12 protein-coding genes, 2 tRNA genes and 3 rRNA genes are annotated in these 18,183 nt (G+C 39.1%); 7 read left to right on the top strand and 10 right to left on the bottom strand.

What is annotated here, in order from left to right; genetic code table 11:
- Nucleotides 1-56 precede the first annotated feature (56 nt).
- The 5 genes from J4O15_RS04870 to J4O15_RS04850 all read right to left on the bottom strand — a co-directional run bounded on the left by J4O15_RS04870 (nucleotide 57) and on the right by J4O15_RS04850 (nucleotide 5,333).
- Nucleotides 57-968, bottom strand: a complete 912-nt coding sequence (locus tag J4O15_RS04870) for an SPFH domain-containing protein (protein WP_009219212.1) — start codon at nucleotides 966-968, stop codon at nucleotides 57-59.
- A 24-nt stretch (nucleotides 969-992) separates the two neighbouring features.
- Nucleotides 993-1,394: an NfeD family protein gene (locus tag J4O15_RS04865; protein ID WP_208099900.1), complete on the bottom strand. Its 402-nt coding sequence runs from the start codon at nucleotides 1,392-1,394 to the stop codon at nucleotides 993-995.
- 144 nt (nucleotides 1,395-1,538) lie between these two features.
- On the bottom strand, nucleotides 1,539-1,913 hold the full coding sequence (locus tag J4O15_RS16135) for a choline-binding protein A (RefSeq protein ID WP_208099899.1): 375 nt from the start codon (nucleotides 1,911-1,913) through the stop codon (nucleotides 1,539-1,541).
- 137 nt (nucleotides 1,914-2,050) lie between these two features.
- Entirely contained in the window at nucleotides 2,051-4,426 is a 2,376-nt protein-coding gene (locus J4O15_RS04855; protein WP_208099898.1) for a clostripain-related cysteine peptidase, read from the bottom strand.
- Nucleotides 4,427-4,535: 109 nt separating this feature from the next.
- Entirely contained in the window at nucleotides 4,536-5,333 is a 798-nt protein-coding gene (locus J4O15_RS04850; RefSeq protein WP_208099897.1) for a class I SAM-dependent methyltransferase, read from the bottom strand.
- A gap of 471 nt (nucleotides 5,334-5,804) precedes the next feature.
- On the opposite strand from J4O15_RS04850, the gene J4O15_RS04845 reads away from it, so the two are divergent.
- On the top strand, nucleotides 5,805-6,632 hold the full coding sequence (locus J4O15_RS04845; protein ID WP_208099896.1) for a hypothetical protein: 828 nt from the start codon (nucleotides 5,805-5,807) through the stop codon (nucleotides 6,630-6,632).
- Between the two features lie 261 nt (nucleotides 6,633-6,893).
- On the opposite strand, the gene J4O15_RS04840 is transcribed toward J4O15_RS04845, so the two are convergent.
- From J4O15_RS04840 to J4O15_RS04820, 5 genes are all read right to left on the bottom strand, one after another.
- Nucleotides 6,894-6,966 (bottom strand) — tRNA-Gly (locus tag J4O15_RS04840).
- 134 nt (nucleotides 6,967-7,100) lie between these two features.
- A 23S ribosomal RNA gene (locus J4O15_RS04835) occupies nucleotides 7,101-9,989 on the bottom strand.
- 458 nt (nucleotides 9,990-10,447) lie between these two features.
- Nucleotides 10,448-10,521, bottom strand: a tRNA-Ile gene (locus tag J4O15_RS04830).
- Between the two features lie 106 nt (nucleotides 10,522-10,627).
- A 5S ribosomal RNA gene (rrf, locus tag J4O15_RS04825) occupies nucleotides 10,628-10,745 on the bottom strand.
- Nucleotides 10,746-10,921: 176 nt separating this feature from the next.
- Nucleotides 10,922-12,453: ribosomal RNA gene (locus J4O15_RS04820) — 16S ribosomal RNA — on the bottom strand.
- Together the 16S, 23S and 5S rRNA genes with 2 tRNA genes alongside form the textbook arrangement of a ribosomal RNA operon.
- Before the next feature lie 760 nt (nucleotides 12,454-13,213).
- Here J4O15_RS04820 and holA point away from each other — a divergent pair.
- The 6 genes from holA to J4O15_RS04790 are packed head-to-tail and all read left to right on the top strand — an operon-like array spanning nucleotide 13,214 to nucleotide 17,628.
- The gene (gene holA / locus J4O15_RS04815) at nucleotides 13,214-14,182 is read left to right on the top strand and encodes a DNA polymerase III subunit delta (protein WP_208099895.1); all 969 of its coding nucleotides are present in this window, start codon (nucleotides 13,214-13,216) and stop codon (nucleotides 14,180-14,182) included.
- A 43-nt stretch (nucleotides 14,183-14,225) separates the two neighbouring features.
- Entirely contained in the window at nucleotides 14,226-14,813 is a 588-nt protein-coding gene (locus J4O15_RS04810) for a xanthine phosphoribosyltransferase (protein WP_009221059.1), read from the top strand.
- 18 nt (nucleotides 14,814-14,831) lie between these two features.
- A complete protein-coding gene (gene yfcE / locus J4O15_RS04805) occupies nucleotides 14,832-15,386 on the top strand; it encodes a phosphodiesterase (RefSeq protein ID WP_208099894.1) in 555 nt (184 codons plus the stop codon).
- The gene (locus J4O15_RS04800) at nucleotides 15,370-16,530 is read left to right on the top strand and encodes a THUMP domain-containing class I SAM-dependent RNA methyltransferase (RefSeq protein WP_208099893.1); all 1,161 of its coding nucleotides are present in this window, start codon (nucleotides 15,370-15,372) and stop codon (nucleotides 16,528-16,530) included. The genes yfcE and J4O15_RS04800 overlap by 17 nt, the downstream gene beginning before the upstream one ends.
- 17 nt (nucleotides 16,531-16,547) lie before the next feature.
- On the top strand, nucleotides 16,548-17,153 hold the full coding sequence (rdgB, locus tag J4O15_RS04795; RefSeq protein ID WP_208099892.1) for an RdgB/HAM1 family non-canonical purine NTP pyrophosphatase: 606 nt from the start codon (nucleotides 16,548-16,550) through the stop codon (nucleotides 17,151-17,153).
- Nucleotides 17,134-17,628: a metallophosphoesterase family protein gene (locus J4O15_RS04790; protein WP_009221055.1), complete on the top strand. Its 495-nt coding sequence runs from the start codon at nucleotides 17,134-17,136 to the stop codon at nucleotides 17,626-17,628. Before rdgB ends, J4O15_RS04790 begins: the two co-directional genes overlap by 20 nt.
- Nucleotides 17,629-18,183: the final 555 nt, after the last annotated feature.

Here is an 18,183-nt window from a genome sequence, read left to right as displayed (position 1 = left end):
CATACCAAAATAAGGGCTTTCGCAATGCGAAAGCCCTTATAGCATATTTTCCTTATTTATTTTTCTTCTTTTTTAAGTTCAACTTTTTGATTCAACTCTGCAAAACTTGTAGCTAATGATGCAAGACCGCTAAGCTCTGTAGGTATAATAATCTTTGTCGACTTTCCGTCGGCAACCTTTTGGAATGCCTCAAGTCCTTTTAATGTAAGTACCTTTTGACTTGGATCAGCCTCTGAAAGCACTCTTAAAGACTCAGCCTGTGCCTTTTGAATTGCAAGTATAGCCTGTGCCTGTCCTTCCGCCCTCTTTATAGCGGTCTCTTTCTCAGCCTCTGCATTTAATATAGCAGCCTGCTTATTACCCTCTGCAACAAGGATGGCACTCTCTTTCTTAGCCTGAGCTTCAAGAATATTTGCTCTCTTCTCACGCTCCGCCTTCATCTCTTTTTCCATCGCAACTCTGATATCCTCAGGTGGCAGAATACTCTTTAACTCCACACGGTTTACCTTTATACCCCACGGATCTGTAGCCTCATCAAGCTCCGATCTCATTGCCGTATTTATGGTATCTCTGGATGTGAGAGTCTGGTCTACAGTCATATCACCTATTATATTTCTAAGTGTGGTGGCTGTAAGATTCTCAATAGCTGATATAGGTCTTTCTACACCATAGGTATAAAGCTTGGGATCCGTTATCTGGAAATACACTATGGTATCTATCTGCATAGTTGCATTATCCTTTGTAATAACCGGCTGTGGCGGGAAGTCTACAACCTGCTCCTTTAATGAAATCACCTTTGCTATTCTGTCAAAGAAGGGATTTATAAAATGCAGTCCCGAACGAAGTCCCTGAGAATACTTTCCAAGTCTCTCAACCACATATACCCTTGACTCGGGTACTATCTTTATTGATTTAACCGTAATTAACAAAATAATAACCAACAAAACAATAATAATTGCGTAGCCCATATTTTAATGTCTCCTTTAAATAAATTAGTTTCTGCCAAGAATTATCTTATTGCCCTCGAACTTGACAATATTTGCAATATCTCCGGGTTTCAGTTCTAAATTGGCAATAGCCGTCCATATACCGCCCTTAAATCTCACATCATAGATATAATTATCATTTTCTACAGATGTAAGCTTTACTATCTTCACCTTTTCTGTGCCAAGACTCTCCTTACCGTTCAAATAAAACTTAAAGATCTTTCTAAAGAATGCTATAAAGATCAATGAAAGTACACAGAATATGATTGCCTGTATCTCAAGTGATTTAACAAACAAAGATATCGGCATCATAATAAGTGCTGCAATAGCCAGCCATACCGAAACCAATCCGGGAATCAGAATCTCTCCAATGGCAAATATAGCAAATAAAACTCCCCAATAAAACATATTTCCTCCTTTTGCCTGTAAGTAATACTACCAAAGCTTTTTAGAAAGATAAATTTATAATTATCATATATATTATAGCATAAATTGTACTTATATGCTAATAAAACCTCAAGGAAGACCTTGAGGTTTTTTATAATATACGGTTTATCTAATCCACTTACCGTTACCGTCTACTCTATAGCCGTCAGGAGTAGTTGCATTATACCACATTGCTCCGTCAGCACCTACATAGTAATAGTCTCCCTTATATGGAATCCATGCATCTCTATACATATAGCCCCATTTATCAAAGTAATACCACTTACCGTTATCCTTTGTCCAGCTACTCTTAACATATCCCATACCGGAATTTACATTCAACATATAATACCAGCCGTGCTCGTCTTTACGCCACTCGCCTCTGTCTGCCGGCATACGCTCCAAAATCTCTGCTTGTGCTGTCATAGGGGGAACTACCACACCTCCAAGACTAAATGCTGCAAATAAAACCGCTACTGATTTGATTAAACCTTTTTTCATCATTCCTCCTTCTATCCTATACACTTTACAAAGTGACATCTTATTGTCTATATATAGTATATACGATATTTACCTTTTATATCTTACATACTGTTTACAATATATTTTCTAAATGCGTACATAATATATAGGAATTTCTATCTATTTTTTAAAGTCGGTGTCCAGTAGCTGTTATTGTAAATATCTGTAAGCTTATAGGTAATCAGATTGTCCTCATCAACAGTAGTATAGTACACCTCAGGTGTCTTACTTACTGTATACTGCTCCCCGATTTTATAATCAGTTACAAATTCTCCGTTATAATTATAATAATCAGCCAAAAAGTCTATTACATCCCCTGATTTGATTTCGGTGATATTTTTTGCAATGGCCTCTGTCTCATTTTGCTCATACCGGGTATTGGCACCTGCCAGATAGCCCTTAGGATGCTCAGAGTCAAAAATTATTATCAAATTAGCCTTTTCTCCGTTTAAAAGTGCAGGCACACGACCTATGGTAGTGCTTACTTTGCCGTCTTTTACAGTTGATACATGATAGTATGATACAGGCTGACCGTCTATATACATCCAGGCTCTTGCACTGTCTGCAAGCATATCACCGTTTTCATCAAACTCTAAGAAATTATCAAGCCCCATATCAATATAGCCCTGTCCGTCATCTACAAGCATCTTTTCCTCTATTGAGGATACAAGCCTCCATTCCTCCTTGGATAAATGTATCTTAGGTGTAGAGCCGGTATTATCCCATTGAAGCTTGGAAGCATCCAGTCTGTTTGATATAACATAATCCTTGATTACATCATCGGATATCGCCCTGTTTTGCAAGAAACCTATACTTGATAAATCAAGTCCTATAGACGATAGGCTCTCAGATGAAATACTTCCAGATAAAAGGCTTTCTATCATACCGCTTAAATCTCCGCTTGAGAGTGAACCTATGGTATTTCCTGTTAATGTACCGGCAGGAGTACTCTGTGTGCCACCTGCTATCTGTCCGCTTGCCTGTATGGAAGCGAATTGCTGTATCATCTTAGTGTATTCACTGTCCATACCTATATCGCCATAGGTATTAACCATTTTGTCAACCTTTGACAATTTCTTATATGGGAAATATATGGAAAGCCCGTAGGAATTTGCCATATTCGAAGAAGTACGATTATACTTTACAGCACCGAGTACCGACTTGATTGTAGGAGCATTCTCATCCTTGTTCATATTATACACAAAGCTTACCAAATCAACCTGATCAATATTGGATGATTTTGCAAACTCTCTGCTTGCAGTTCTCGCATTTGATACTCTGCTGTATTCTTTATTTCCTATATATGCAGCAGTATCTTTTGCAAAGCTTGAAAGACCTGAAGGCATGGTTGCCTTTAATTCCGCCAAATCCACTACAGAAAGTGTGGTGGACTGTCCTCCGGCAATTCTTTTGCTTTCATCTATAAAATCATCCACTATTCTCTTGCCTATATTCAAAGTAGAAGTGGCTGTATTATTGCTCAAATCTGAAAGCCAGTTTGTATAATACCAGCCTGTTCCAGGTTCGGTTTCCTCCGAAGCTATCATATAGTCCGCATAGTCTGAAAGTGCAAGTGCAGTCTCTGTAGTCGCCATCAGACATGCATCAAATCCTATAAAATCATATTTTATATCTGTTGCCGCAATTGCAGACTTTATTTTAGACAAGCTCATAGCTCCGGCATTGGCATTTAACTCATCATATCCATAACCTGTTACCGAGCCGCCGCCATGATCCCAGAATATAAGCTGATATCTGTTTGCCGGAAAATTTTTCTTACAATATTCTACGAATCTTATCAATGTATTGGGATCTGTCATAGGCTGACTTCCATTATCATCCGCCAGCTTCCTTAATTTACCGTCCTTTATCTGATAAATCTGATTATTGCTTGAAGATATTATTGAATTTTTCCAAATTTTAGTACCGCCTGTATATACCAATACATTTACATTATCCGAAATATCCGCCTTAGTCATCTCGATAAGGTCATTGGTTGCCATACCATGCTTTGACTCCAGATCCGTACCGCACATATATATCATTACATTGACACTGTCGCCGCCTGTAGGTCTGTAAAACTTCTCTCTGGCATTTTCATTTACCGATGTGTCAAGCTGACCTCTGTTATCGGATACACCACTCCATGCACTGCTGATACCGCCTATGCTGTTTGCTGTAATATCCCCCAATGTGGAACTTAAAGAAGGTATATTTAACTGTGGGGTTTCCGTATTTACATAACTTGTTGAATTGCCCAACAACATATTTAATATATTGGTTTTATTACCTGTAAATGCTCCTATTGCCAATACTATTATTACAATCAAGATACTGACAGGGGAACCTCCTCTTCCACCTCCCGACCTTCTTGGACCTGTAGGCATTCCGCCGCTTCCTACCCCTCCTGTATTGGCAGCTTCTCTTCTAAAAATCCTTTTACCTGAACCCGGACTTCTCAGATCTCTGTCATGGCTTGTCGGTCTGTCCATCTGCTCTCCTCCTATATTGTTTTTATTTACACCTGCAGCATTTTGCTTTAAGCATAGTTTATTCTAACAATAATTTCAGAATACAGCAATAAAGGATTGCAAATAGTTTTTATTTTTCATCATATTTGCATATTACAAGTCTGTTATTAATAAGGTATATCATTGGCAGGAAGATTTTACCATACCATTTCATCTGCTTTTCTATCTGTGTTGTAAAGTTTATCAGTCCGGTCTGCTTTAATTTAGGATTAAGTTCTATAAGCTCTCTTCCGTCCGTGACTCCAAAATGGTATTCCGATTTGGTTCTCTTTACAGCCTTGTTCTTTTTTGCCTTATTGACAAGCCTTTTTGATAAGCAATCCAAATGAAGCTCAAATTTATCAAAGCTGTCTGTAAGTATATTTAAAAACTCCTTCACCTGCTCAGGATAAAAATACATAATCATACCCTCTGAAATAATCAAAAGCTCCTCTCCCTTTGTATCTATCTCCTTTGTCCAAGTTCTGTCCAGTGCAGATTTTTCAATATTTTTTACTCTGTCATTTTCTTCAAAGAATTTTTTTCTTAAATTTATCACCTCCGGAAAGTCTATATCATACCAATGTATCTTTCCGTTATCTACACGAAAAAATCTTGTATCAAGTCCTGAGCCAAGTGAAACTATATGGCAGTCAGGATGCTTTTCTATAAACCTTTTGACCTCATCATCCATAACCTTGGCTCTGGAAATAATACCCAGATGATTTATCTTCTCTGTATTAAAAGAATCAAAATCATAGTCTATCATATCTACCATTTCATACGACTTTTTATCTTTTAATATAGATTTCTCCGCCTTGTAATCTCTTGCTCTGGCATCCAAAGTTATAAGCATGGTTTCCATAACGCCTTCAAGTTTTATCTTCATAACAGCCTCCATAACTCCACAATTGTGCTGTGGTATAAGCAGTAATAAAATATATTTCAAATATAGTTTATGTTAGGTATCACTAACTTTTGTTATATCATACTTCTATCTAGGTTAAAACTCAATCAAATTTTTCTATAAAGTCTTGCCATATTGATATTTTCTAAGAAAATTATAAGAATTATGTTATTATAATTATATAATTCCCCGATTTATTTAATACTTCACTTCTTTGAAGTATTAAGTTTTTTTTGATATTTTTTAGTATTTTAGACTACAAAAAATATATACAAACTATTTCTCCCTTTATATATGTATATTATTTAATTAAATATATATACTTTTGTTTACATCTTCTAATATTATGTTGTATAATTGACTTTTCATTTTCTTTTGCTAAGATTATATCCAAGAAATAGATTTGTAAAGTAATTTTTTCTTTGCTATCTTATTATAAACTTGGAGGAATATATGTATAAACTAAAAAAGATACCCTTACTGCTTTCTGTTTTATTACTGTCTTTGCAAGGATGTTCAAGAAATGAAGTTACAGCTTCAGATATGCAGGGGACAAAGACTTTTTATCAGGTTGTAGATAATTATAATACTGATAAGTATACACAGAAAGAACTTGCACAAATAACGGGAAGTGATTCATTTATAGATACTTTGCAAAAATTTAATGCTGAAATGAATTCAACGGATACTGTAGATTTTTATGATATGAAATATGAAACTGTAGCTTTTATAGGTAAATGGGACAAGCCCAAGGATTTGGCAAACGGCTACGGTCATAAGGATTTAACGGATCAGAAAGTGACTATCAAAGGAAAAAATGAGTATATAACTCCGGTAGATGCATTTATTCTAAATAAAAAAACAATGGAAAAACTGGGACTTGATTATTTTTCAGAACAGGATTTTATATATAATGGTGAGTTTCCCATGGTACTTGGCTCAGGCTTTGAAGAGTATTATAATATCGGCGATACAATTCCTATAGAATATTTAAGAGAAAACTTTAACGGCAAAGTAGTCGGTTTTTATGATAAAGATTTAGTCTTTGATGAATTTTCACATTGTGACAGCTATTCCACCATTATAATTCCATATATGGATAATCTTGAAAGCAAGGATGATTATGAAAACAGAAAGGAATTTTTCTATACATATAACATATTTAGAAATTCAGCCTACATATATTTCCCAAATACCCTAGATTATGAAAAAAATAAAGATGCTGTGGAAAAAATAGCTCAAAAATATAATTTAGATTATACCGTACTTAGAGGTTATTAAAATAGTTTAAAAATGTCGGCTTGTACAGGTCGGCATTTTTAATTTCCGGGTTTGTGGGAATTAAACTTTTTAAATGTATTTATCTATAACTAAGACCGAAACTTTGTACTAAGCTCGGGTATTCATATTTAGTCTATATCTTTGTATTTAACCTGTATTTTTGTGTTAAGTCTGTATCTTCATATTAAACCTGCATCTTTGTAGCGATATTAGGTATCTCTACAAACAAAAAAGAAGCCTTAAAACTAAGACTTCTAAAAGAGCGCGAGACGGGACTCGAACCCGCGACCCCGACCTTGGCAAGGTCGTACTCCACCAACTGAGCCACTCGCGCATATACATTCAAAACTGCCTACCAAACTGCATTTCTCACTTGGCGAAGAGCTTGGCCTTAGTGAGAAAGTACACCTCAAATTCGCTTGCGGATTTGATGGTGTCTCCGATTATATACATAAATTTTCCTATCTTTTGGTTAAACCCTCGACCTATTAGTAACCATCAACTTAATACATTACTGTACTTACATCTTGGCCCTATCTACCTCGTAGTCTTCAAGGGGTCTTACTGTTTTCACATGAGATATCCCATCTTGAGGGGGGCTTCACGCTTAGATGCCTTCAGCGTTTATCCCGTCCCGACATAGCTACCCTGCCATGGAGTTACTCTCCAACAGGTACACCAGCGGTCAGTCCGTCCCGGTCCTCTCGTACTAAGGACGGCTCCTCTCAAATATCTTACGCCCACGCCGGATAGGGACCGAACTGTCTCACGACGTTCTGAACCCAGCTCGCGTACCGCTTTAATGGGCGAACAGCCCAACCCTTGGGACCTGCTACAGCCCCAGGATGCGATGAGCCGACATCGAGGTGCCAAACCACTCCGTCGATGTGAACTCTTGGGAGTGATAAGCCTGTTATCCCCAGGGTAGCTTTTATCCGTTGAGCGATGGCAATCCCACTTTATACCACCGGATCACTAAGTCCTACTTTCGTACCTGCTCCACCCGTCGGTGTCACAGTCAAGCTCCCTTCTGCCTTTGCACTCTTTGAATGGTTTCCGACCATTCTGAGGGAACCTTCGAGCGCCTCCGATACTCTTTCGGAGGCGACCGCCCCAGTCAAACTCCCCGTCTGGCATTGTCCCCCAACCGGTTAACGGCTGCAGGTTAGAAATCCAGCAATACAGGGGTGGTATCCCAACGGCGACTCTGCATAAACTGGCGTTCATGCTTCAACGTCTCCCACCTATCCTGTACGAGTATTACCGAATCCCAGTACCAAACTGGAGTAAAGCTCCATGGGGTCTTTCCGTCCTGGCGCGGGTAACCAGCATCTTCACTGGTACTTCAATTTCACCGGGTGCATTGTTGAGACAGCGCTCAAATCATTACGCCTTTCGTGCGGGTCGGAACTTACCCGACAAGGAATTTCGCTACCTTAGGACCGTTATAGTTACGGCCGCCGTTTACCGGGGCTTCAATTCAAAGCTTCGTTTCCTGACTTCTCCTCTTAACCTTCCGGCACCGGGCAGGCGTCAGCCCATATACTTCACCTTACGGTTTCGCATAGACCTGTGTTTTTGCTAAACAGTTGCTTGAGCCTTTTTTCTGCGACCACTCTTTTAAAGTGGCACCCCTTCTCCCGAAGTTACGGGGTCATTTTGCCGAGTTCCTTAACAATGCTTCTCCCGCCGGCCTTAGGATTCTCTCCTCATCTACCTGTGTCGGTTTGCGGTACGGGTACATATAATGCAATAGCGGCTTTTCTTGACGGCTCCCTAACCGACTTCCCTACTAATTTTCGGTACGCATCACGTTTTCCCTTTGCATGGTGGTTTTGCCTCCCATACAGGTACTTCGCTTGCCCCGGTTTTTGTCCTCCCGGGTTCGGTTTTCAGTCTCCGTGTCCCCACAGTTCTGATTATATGTAGTACAGGAATCTGTACCTGTTATCCATCGACTACGTCTTTCGACCTTGCCTTAGGCCCCGACTTACCCTGAGTAGATCAGCTTTACTCAGGAAACCTTAGATATTCGGCCAAGAGGATTCTCACCTCTTTCTCGCTACTCATTCCGGCATTCTCTCTTCTTATTACTCCACCACTCCTTCCGGTATGGCTTCTACGCTTATAAGAATGCTCCTCTACCAATGTATTACTACATTCCCAGGCTTCGGTGTTGTGTTTAGCCCCGGACATTTTCGGCGCAGGACCTCTCGACTAGTGAGCTGTTACGCACTCTTTTAATGTATGGCTGCTTCTAAGCCAACATCCTAGCTGTCTTTGAAATCCCACATCCTTTTCCACTTAACACACACTTTGGGACCTTAGCCGTAGGTCTGGGCTCTTTCCCTTTTGACTACCCAACTTATCTCGTGTAGTCTGACTCCCGTTTATCATCTAGCCGGCATTCGGAGTTTGATATCTCTTGGTAGGCTTTGACGCCCCCGCAAAAATTCAGTGCTCTACCTCCGGTAGACTGTTAACGAGGCTAGTCCTAAAACTATTTCGAGGAGAACCAGCTATCTCCGGGTTCGATTGGAATTTCTCCCCTATCCACACCTCATCGCCACCCTTTTCAACGGATGTGCGTTCGGTCCTCCATTCACTTTTACGCAAACTTCAACCTGGACATGGATAGATCACCCGGTTTCGGGTCTACACATACTGACTTAACTCGCCCTATTAAGACTTGGTTTCCCTTCGGCTCCGTATCTTTAATACTTAACCTTGCCTGTACATGTAACTCGCCGGACCGTTCTACAAAAAGTACGCGGTTCACCTTGCGGTGTTCCACAGTTTGTAAACATAGGGTTTCAGGTTCTTTTTCACTCCCCTCCCGGGGTTCTTTTCACCTTTCCTTCACAGTACTATACGCTATCGGTCACTGACTAGTATTTAGCCTTGGGGGGTGGTCCCCCCTGCTTCCCACAAGGTTTCTCGTGTCTCGTGGTACTCCGGATACTGCAGGATTTTATACATTTTCCCTTACACGGCTCTCACGCTCTTTGGCCCGCTTTTCCAAAACGGTTCAGGTAATATATCTTTCTCCTTTTGCAGTCCTCTACCCCGCAGTGCACGCACCACGGTTTGGGCTCTTACGGTTTCGCTCGCCACTACTCCCGCAATCACTGTTGTTTTCTTTTCCTCCGGCTACTTAGATGTTTCAGTTCACCGGGTTCCCTTCTGTATGTTATGTATTGGCATACAGATGCTTGGAGTCTTTCCAAGCGGGTTTCCCCATTCAGACATCTGCGGATCACTGAATATGTGCTTCTCCCCGCAGCTTTTCGCAGCTTGTCACGTCTTTCTTCGGCTGTCAGTGCCTAGGCATCCACCCTACGCTCTTTATGTTTAACCTCTTAAATCATATAGATTTAGTGTTTGTATGACACTAGCGTGTATCATACACTATGTTTAAAATTTATTGTTTTTGATGTTCTTCACACTCACTTTGTTTATATGAAGAACTACTTATTTACTAAAATCAAACTTCACTTATGCTCGTTTTCATTAAGTAAATAATGCATTAAATATTAATTACTTCCGCAATTAATACCTCGGATGTCTAATTATAAAATATTTATATAATTTCTCGTTTGGTATGCAGTTTTCAAGGTACATCTTATGCAGAAAACTTTTCAAATTCTCCGCAAATGAGATTTGAAGATTCGAACTCCAACATCTTTCATCCTTTCCAAAGGAATATCTGATGTAATCTCTTCTATATGGTAATATCGTCATCTTGTTTTAGTTGATGAGGCGTACTTTTACACTGAGATTCAAGCTTTACTTATTTTCATCAAGTGAAAAATACATGGGCTTAAGTGGACTCGAACCACCGACCTCACGCTTATCAGGCGTGCGCTCTAACCGGCTGAGCTATAAGCCCTTATTATTAACTTTTGGTAACACCATCATCTCGCTTCACTCGATAAGGTGTACTTTTTCACTAAGATTCAAGCTTAGCTTCACTCGCTTTTATCAAGTAAAAAATGCAGCGGCATCCACCTACTCTCCCATATCGTCTCCAATATAGTACCATCGGCCGACTGAGTCTTAACCATCGTGTTCGGAATGAGAACGGGTGTGTCCCCCAGACGCATCGACACCGCTAATGTTGATTTTTAGTATTTTGCACCAAGCAATTTAATACTAAACAGTACTCACAACCCTTACTAAAGCCTTTAATGATGTTCTATCATACTCACTTCGTTCGTATGAAGAACTACTTTTTCACTAACACTCAAACTTCGCCTTCGGCTCGTTTTCATTAAGTGAAAAATGTATAGAAAGGAGGTGATCCAGCCGCACCTTCCGATACGGCTACCTTGTTACGACTTCACCCCAGTTATCCTCCCTGCCTTCGGCAGCTCCTTCCTTACGGTTAGGTCACTGACTTCGGGCATTGATGACTCCCATGGTGTGACGGGCGGTGTGTACAAGACCCGGGAACGTATTCACCGCAGCATTCTGATCTGCGATTACTAGCGATTCCAGCTTCATATAGTCGAGTTGCAGACTACAATCCGAACTGAGACGTTATTTTTGTGATTTGCTTGGCTTCGCAGCTTTGCTTCACTTTGTTTACGCCATTGTAGCACGTGTGTAGCCCAAATCATAAGGGGCATGATGATTTGACGTCATCCCCACCTTCCTCCGGATTATCTCCGGCTGTCTCGTCAGAGTGCCCATCTTAATGCTGGCTACTGACGACAAGGGTTGCGCTCGTTGCGGGACTTAACCCAACATCTCACGACACGAGCTGACGACAACCATGCACCACCTGTATCCCTTGTCCCGAAGGACTAGTCTCATTACAAGGCTATTCAAGAGTATGTCAAGATTTGGTAAGGTTCTTCGCGTTGCTTCGAATTAAACCACATGCTCCACCGCTTGTGCGGGTCCCCGTCAATTCCTTTGAGTTTCATTCTTGCGAACGTACTCCCCAGGTGGAATACTTAATGCGTTAGCTTGCGGCACCGATGAGTTTACCTCTCCGACACCAAGTATTCATCGTTTACTGCGTGGACTACCAGGGTATCTAATCCTGTTTGCTCCCCACGCCTTCGAGCCTCAACGTCAGTTGTCGTCCAGTAAGCCGCCTTCGCCTCCGGTGTTCCTCCTAATATCTACGCATTTCACCGCTACACTAGGAATTCCGCTTACCCCTCCGACACTCAAGCTATACAGTTTCCAAAGCAGTTCATGGGTTGAGCCCACGCCTTTCACTTCAGACTTGCATTGCCGTCTGCGCTCCCTTTACACCCAGTAAATCCGGATAACGCTTGCCCCCTACGTATTACCGCGGCTGCTGGCACGTAGTTAGCCGGGGCTTCTTAGTCAGGTACCGTCATTTTCTTCCCTGCTGATAGAGCTTTACATATCGAAATACTTCTTCACTCACGCGGCGTCGCTGGATCAGGGTTTCCCCCATTGTCCAATATTCCCCACTGCTGCCTCCCGTAGGAGTTTGGGCCGTGTCTCAGTCCCAATGTGGCCGTTCACCCTCTCAGGCCGGCTACCGATCGTCGCCTTGGTGAGCCTCTACCTCACCAACAAGCTAATCGGACGCGGATCCATCTTATACCTATAAATATTTTACCCCTGCACCATGCGGTGCTGTGGTCTTATGCGGTGTTAGCGGAAATTTCTCTCCGTTATCCCCCTGTATAAGGCAGGTTATCCACGCGTTACTCACCCGTCCGCCACTAAGTCTACCTAAATTCCATCCGAAAACTTCCTTTAAGTAGCTTCGTTCGACTTGCATGTGTTAAGCACGCCGCCAGCGTTCATCCTGAGCCAGGATCAAACTCTCATATAAAAGTTTAATCTAGCCTTCTCGCTAGCTTGCATCTGTTTTCACAGATCTACTGTTTTTTAAGGTTGTTCTATCGTACTCGTTTCACTCGTACGAAGAACTCTCTTTTCACTAAGATATTAAACAAGCTTTCGCTCGTTTTCATCAAGTGAAAAATGCATCTGAAACTTCATCATATTTATATGTAACACCATCGTCTCGCTACGCTCAACGAGGTGCGCTATTTTTCTAAATTCAAGTTTCGCTTACGCTCACTTTCACTAAGAAAAATATGCGAAATATGCAAATTTTCAGGGTTGTGTGTACTGTTTAATCTTAAATTATCAAGGTTCATTGCTTTGCTGTTTGAAACAGCTTAGCTATTATATCAAGGGGGATTTTATATGTCAATAACTTTTTTAAAAAAATTTTACTTTTTCTAAAACCTCCATTGCTTCTAAAGAGCAACTTTTGCATGATATCAAATATTTTAAAATATGTCAAGAATGTTTAACTTAAATCTTAATCTTATTTTAAATAATTATGCCCTTAAAAGGCAGTGATATAACTATACACTCTATCCTCTTACATGTCAATATTTTAAAGGATATTTAATTAAGTTTAGATAATATCAACTTTTAATGGCTCATATCCATTATTCATTTTGATTAACTATTACATATTTTATAAAGAAGAATAAACTTTGGATTTATCACTGTAATTTCCTATGGCTTTCACAGCTTTTTACTGGATGGTTTTTTCTATTCATGCTATAATCATCCTCATGAAAGTATTAAATAATGATTTGAAAACATCCATATTCAAAGGCATTTATGTACTATCAGGTGATGATGAATTTTTAAAAAATAGCTATAAGAAAAGATTAAAATCAGCTATTGTAGGTGACGACCAAATGAACTTTGCCTATTTTGAAGGAAAGGGGATAGATATTGATGCCATTATTGACTTTAGCAATACTCTTCCGTTCTTCTCTGAATACAGATGTATCCTTATAGAAGACAGCCAATGGTTTAAATCCGGAAATAAAAAGTTTTTTGACCATATTTCAGATAAGCCCGATAGTACAAAGATTATTTTTGTAGAAAAAGACCTTGACAAGCGCTCCAAGCTTTATAAAAAGGTTAAAGATATCGGATATATCGCAGAGCTTAATCATCCTACCGATGAGGAGCTGAAGAATTGGGCAGGCAATATTATAAATAGAGCCGGTAAAAAAATCACTGTTTCAAATATGGATTTTTTTATAGCAAGAGTTGGAAATGATATGGAAAGAATAAAAAGCGAACTTGACAAATTACTTTCCTTTACTCTTGACAAAGATATTATAGAAGAGGAAGATATAAGGGCAATAACAAGTATAAGTCTTACCAATAGAATCTTTGAACTTGTTAAGATGATTACAAATAACAAAATCAAAGAAGCTTTGGATATATATGAAGACTTAGTTGCATTAAAAGAACCGCCGCTTAAGATAATGATTCTTATCACAAGGCAGTTTAACCAGCTCTTACAAATCAAGGAATTAACTGCAGCAGGTTTTGGCGAAAAGGATGTAATATCAAATATGAAACTAAATCCTTATGTCGCTAAAAATCTGATACGCCAATCAAGAGGCTTTGACATAGCCTTGCTGCTATCCTATGTTAAAAATGCAATTGATTTGGAAGAGGCTATTAAACAGGGTAATATTAATGATAAGCTGGCACTTGAGTTGCTGATGCTTACACGCTAAAGTAATTTACTTTTGTGTATTTTCAAAAAAGAGAGGATTTTTCATGAAGTTATTAGAAGAGCGTATCAAAAAAGACGGAGTAATCAAAGAGGGTAATGTTGTAAAAGTTGATTCTTTTTTAAACCATCAAATGGATGTTGAACTCTTTTTAGAAATGGCAAAGGAATTCAAATCAAAATTTGCTGCAAATAATATAAATAAGATTTTGACAATAGAATCCTCCGGCATAGGAATTGCTGCTATAGTAGCACTTGAATTCGGTGTTCCTGTAGTATTTGCCAAAAAATCAAAGTCTATAAATATTGATGGTGATATGTATACGGCAGAAGTGGAAAGCTTTACCCATAAATGCAAAAATCAAGTAATAGTTTCAAAAAAATTCTTAAACCCTGATGACCATGTTCTTATTATTGATGATTTCCTTGCAAACGGATGTGCCCTGCAGGGGCTTATCTCCATAGTGAACGAATCCGGTGCCGGCGTGGAAGGCATAGGTATCGCTATCGAAAAAGGCTTCCAAAGCGGTGGACGCACTATCAGAAACCTTGGCTTCCGTTTAGAATCTCTTGCCATAATTGATGCTATGGATGCCGCTACTCAGACAATAGAATTCAGACAACAGGAGGAATAAGTCTTCGGGCTTTTATTTATGAAATATTTTTTTGCTTCCGATATTCATGGCTCCGCATTCTATACAAAGAAAATACTCGAAAAGTATAAAGAAAATGCTGCCGATAAATTGATACTGCTTGGTGACCTCTTATACCATGGCCCAAGAAATGATCTTCCAAAGGATTACTCTCCAAAGGAAGTATTTGCTCTGCTAAACGCATTTAAAGATGATATCATTGCAGTCAGGGGAAATTGTGATTCCGAAGTGGATCAGATGGTACTGGAATTCCCTATGCAATCCGACTATTGTGTAGGTATTTTTAATGATATTTATTTTTTTATAACTCATGGGCATATTTATAGTGAAGACGGACTTCCAAAACTGTCCAAGGGTTCAGCTTTCATATATGGACATGTACATCTGCCTATAGCGAAAAATGTTGACGGTATTTATATATTAAATCCGGGCTCGGCATCTCTTCCAAAGGAAAATAATCCGAACTCCTATGCAATACTTGATAATGACATTTTCTCTATATATGATTTTGATGGCAATGTATTAAAGGAGATAAAACTTGAGAAAAATATTTGAACTGTATGCTCCATGCCATTTCGGTCTTGAAGCTGTTTTAAAAAAAGAAATCATAGATATAGGCTATGATATCACCAAAGTCGAAGACGGCAGAGTGTATTTTGAAGGTGATGATGAGGCAATAGCCAGAGCTAATATGTGGCTTCGTACTACTGAAAGAGTATTACTTAAGGTTGCGGAGTTTAAAGCCACCGGTTTCACTGAACTTTTTGATTCCGTTGCAGATATACCTTGGGAAGAGTATATTCCTGCTGACGGCAGGTTTTGGGTGAGCAAGGCAACATCTATTAAAAGTAAACTCTTCTCTCCTTCCGATATTCAATCCATTGTTAAAAAAGCAATGGTGGAAAGACTGAAAAAGACTTATAAAAAGGAATGGTTTGAAGAAACCGGTGCCGATTATCCGCTCCGTGTTTCCATAAACAAAGATATTGTTACCATAGGTCTTGATACCACCGGAGTATCACTTCATAAAAGAGGCTATAGGACAATGACTGCCAAAGCTCCTATTACAGAAACTTTAGCAGCCGCACTTATTATGCTTACTCCATGGAAAAAAGACAGAATACTTGTAGATCCTTTTTGCGGAAGCGGTACATTTGTAATAGAAGCCGCAATGTTGGCGGCAGATATAGCCCCCGGACTTAAACGTGGTTTTTTAAGTAATAAATGGTCAAATCTTATCTCAAAGGATATTTGGGATAATACCTATGAAGAAGCCCGTGATATGGTGAATATAGATACATCTGTGGATATACAGGGATATGATATTGATAAAAATATTGTAGAAGCAGCCAGAAGTAATGCCACAAGAGCCGGCGTTGTCGATATGCTGCATTTACAATGCAGGGATGTTTCAGCCCTGTCACATCCCAAAAAATACGGGTTTATTATCACAAATCCCCCTTATGGAGAGCGATTGGAGGAAAAAGAGAATCTTCCGGCTATTTATAAGAGTCTTGGAGAGAGATATGCAAATCTTGATTCCTGGTCATTATATCTTATAACATCCTATGATGAAACCCAAAAATATATAGGAAAAGCTGCAGATAAGAACAGAAAAATCTATAATGGTATGATGCAGACCAGATTTTATCAATATATGGGTCCAAAACCTCCTAAAAGAAATAAGCAGGAACTCTGATTTACAAAGGTAAGACAATGAGAAGAAAGATTATTTTTGCAACCGGAAACCAAAATAAATTAAAGGAAATAAGGGCTATTTTACCAACATTTGATATCATATCCGCAAAGGATGCCGGTATATCTATTGATATAGAAGAGACCGGAACAAGCTTTAGAGATAATGCCTATATAAAAGCAAAGGCGATATGGGATATTACAGGCGGTATAGTGCTTTCCGATGATTCCGGTTTGGAAGTGGATTATATAGGAGGGGAGCCGGGGGTATACTCCTCAAGATATATGGGAGAGAATACCTCCTATACCATAAAAAATCAAAATATTATATCCAGGCTGAAAGATGCCAAGGGAAATGAGAGAAGCGCAAGATTTAGAGCCTGTATCTGTGCTGTTTTGGAAGACGGCAGTGCCATATTCACAGAAGGAAGTATGGAGGGGCTGATATCACAAACTATATCGGGTGAAAACGGATTCGGATATGATCCTATACTTTATTTACCTGAATATGATAAAACAAGTGCCGAGATTGATCCTGATGAAAAAAACAGGATAAGCCACAGGGGCAAGGCACTTACTGCAATGAAGAAAAAGCTAGAGGAAATTTATGAAAATACTGATTGTTAGTGACACTCACAGAATGGATGATATACTCAAAAAGGTGATTGAAAGAGAAAAACCTTTTGATATGTTTATCCATCTTGGGGATGTCGAAAGTAGTGAAACCAAAATAAGCTATATGCTTGAGCCTGATTGTTCCTGCTTTATTGTGCAGGGAAATAACGACTTCTTTTCACAACTCCCCAAGGAAAAAGAGGTTAACATCAAAAATCATAAGGCTCTTTTGGTACATGGGCACCAATATGGTGTCAGCATGGGAGTTGAAATTTTAAAAGACGAGGCAATATCAAGAGGTTGTGATTTTGCTATGTATGGTCATACTCATAGACCTTATGTAAAGACAATAGACGGTGTAACCATATTAAATCCCGGTTCTCTCGGCTATCCCAGGCAAGCCGGTCATATGCCCACATATATGATAATGAATGTGGATGATGATGGTAAATTTCAAGTGGAAACAAAGGAAATTGCCGGAGCATAATATAGCCGGTTTGAAAATCAATCCACACCAAAATTTGACAAAGAACCACATAATAAGAAGAGAGCATTAACTTTTTATATCAATGCTCTCTTCAATACATTTCCGGCTCCAACGGATTAATCCTCACTTTCATAAAAGCCTATTTTCTATATTTTTTGATGTCCTTTCACGATTTATTGGACATTCTATATAGATGTTACTATTCAGTTTTTAATTTTTCTCCTATAAGTTTCCTTTCGCTTTTAAAAAATACATGGTTGTTATCAATCTATCTACACGGTCCATTCTTCATACAAATCCTACTTTCTCGTCATAAAACCTGTATGATACTATCCTAACCGATTCTTCAGATAGTAACTTTTAAAGTTTTCAATAATATATTATCTAACAATCCTCTTATAGGTTCCGGATTAGATCAAAGTCTAATCATTACTTAAGTTTTCTTTGGACCATACCTCCTTTTACATTTTTCCACTTTTTAAAGCTTTTTGCTTCTCCCCTGTGGATTTCATTTATTAAACTTTTTAAGAATATATTCTTTCTTTGTTTATGTCT

The sequence above is a fragment of the Lachnoanaerobaculum sp. Marseille-Q4761 genome (assembly GCF_017565785.1).
Lineage (GTDB): Bacteria > Bacillota > Clostridia > Lachnospirales > Lachnospiraceae > Lachnoanaerobaculum.
Note: the sequence above shows the minus strand (reverse complement) of the source record. Positions and strands in the feature narration are given on the sequence as shown.

Coding starts and splice junctions, on each gene's coding strand:
- holA (WP_208099895.1), top strand. CDS start 13,214: ATGAAAGTATTAAATAATGATTTGAAAACATCCATATTCAAAGGCATT.
- J4O15_RS04790 (WP_009221055.1), top strand. CDS start 17,134: ATGAAAATACTGATTGTTAGTGACACTCACAGAATGGATGATATACTC.
- J4O15_RS04810 (WP_009221059.1), top strand. CDS start 14,226: ATGAAGTTATTAGAAGAGCGTATCAAAAAAGACGGAGTAATCAAAGAG.
- J4O15_RS04850 (WP_208099897.1), bottom strand. CDS start 5,333: ATGAAGATAAAACTTGAAGGCGTTATGGAAACCATGCTTATAACTTTG.
- yfcE (WP_208099894.1), top strand. CDS start 14,832: ATGAAATATTTTTTTGCTTCCGATATTCATGGCTCCGCATTCTATACA.
- J4O15_RS04870 (WP_009219212.1), bottom strand. CDS start 968: ATGGGCTACGCAATTATTATTGTTTTGTTGGTTATTATTTTGTTAATT.
- J4O15_RS16135 (WP_208099899.1), bottom strand. CDS start 1,913: ATGAAAAAAGGTTTAATCAAATCAGTAGCGGTTTTATTTGCAGCATTT.
- rdgB (WP_208099892.1), top strand. CDS start 16,548: ATGAGAAGAAAGATTATTTTTGCAACCGGAAACCAAAATAAATTAAAG.
- J4O15_RS04855 (WP_208099898.1), bottom strand. CDS start 4,426: ATGGACAGACCGACAAGCCATGACAGAGATCTGAGAAGTCCGGGTTCA.
- J4O15_RS04845 (WP_208099896.1), top strand. CDS start 5,805: ATGTATAAACTAAAAAAGATACCCTTACTGCTTTCTGTTTTATTACTG.
- J4O15_RS04865 (WP_208099900.1), bottom strand. CDS start 1,394: ATGTTTTATTGGGGAGTTTTATTTGCTATATTTGCCATTGGAGAGATT.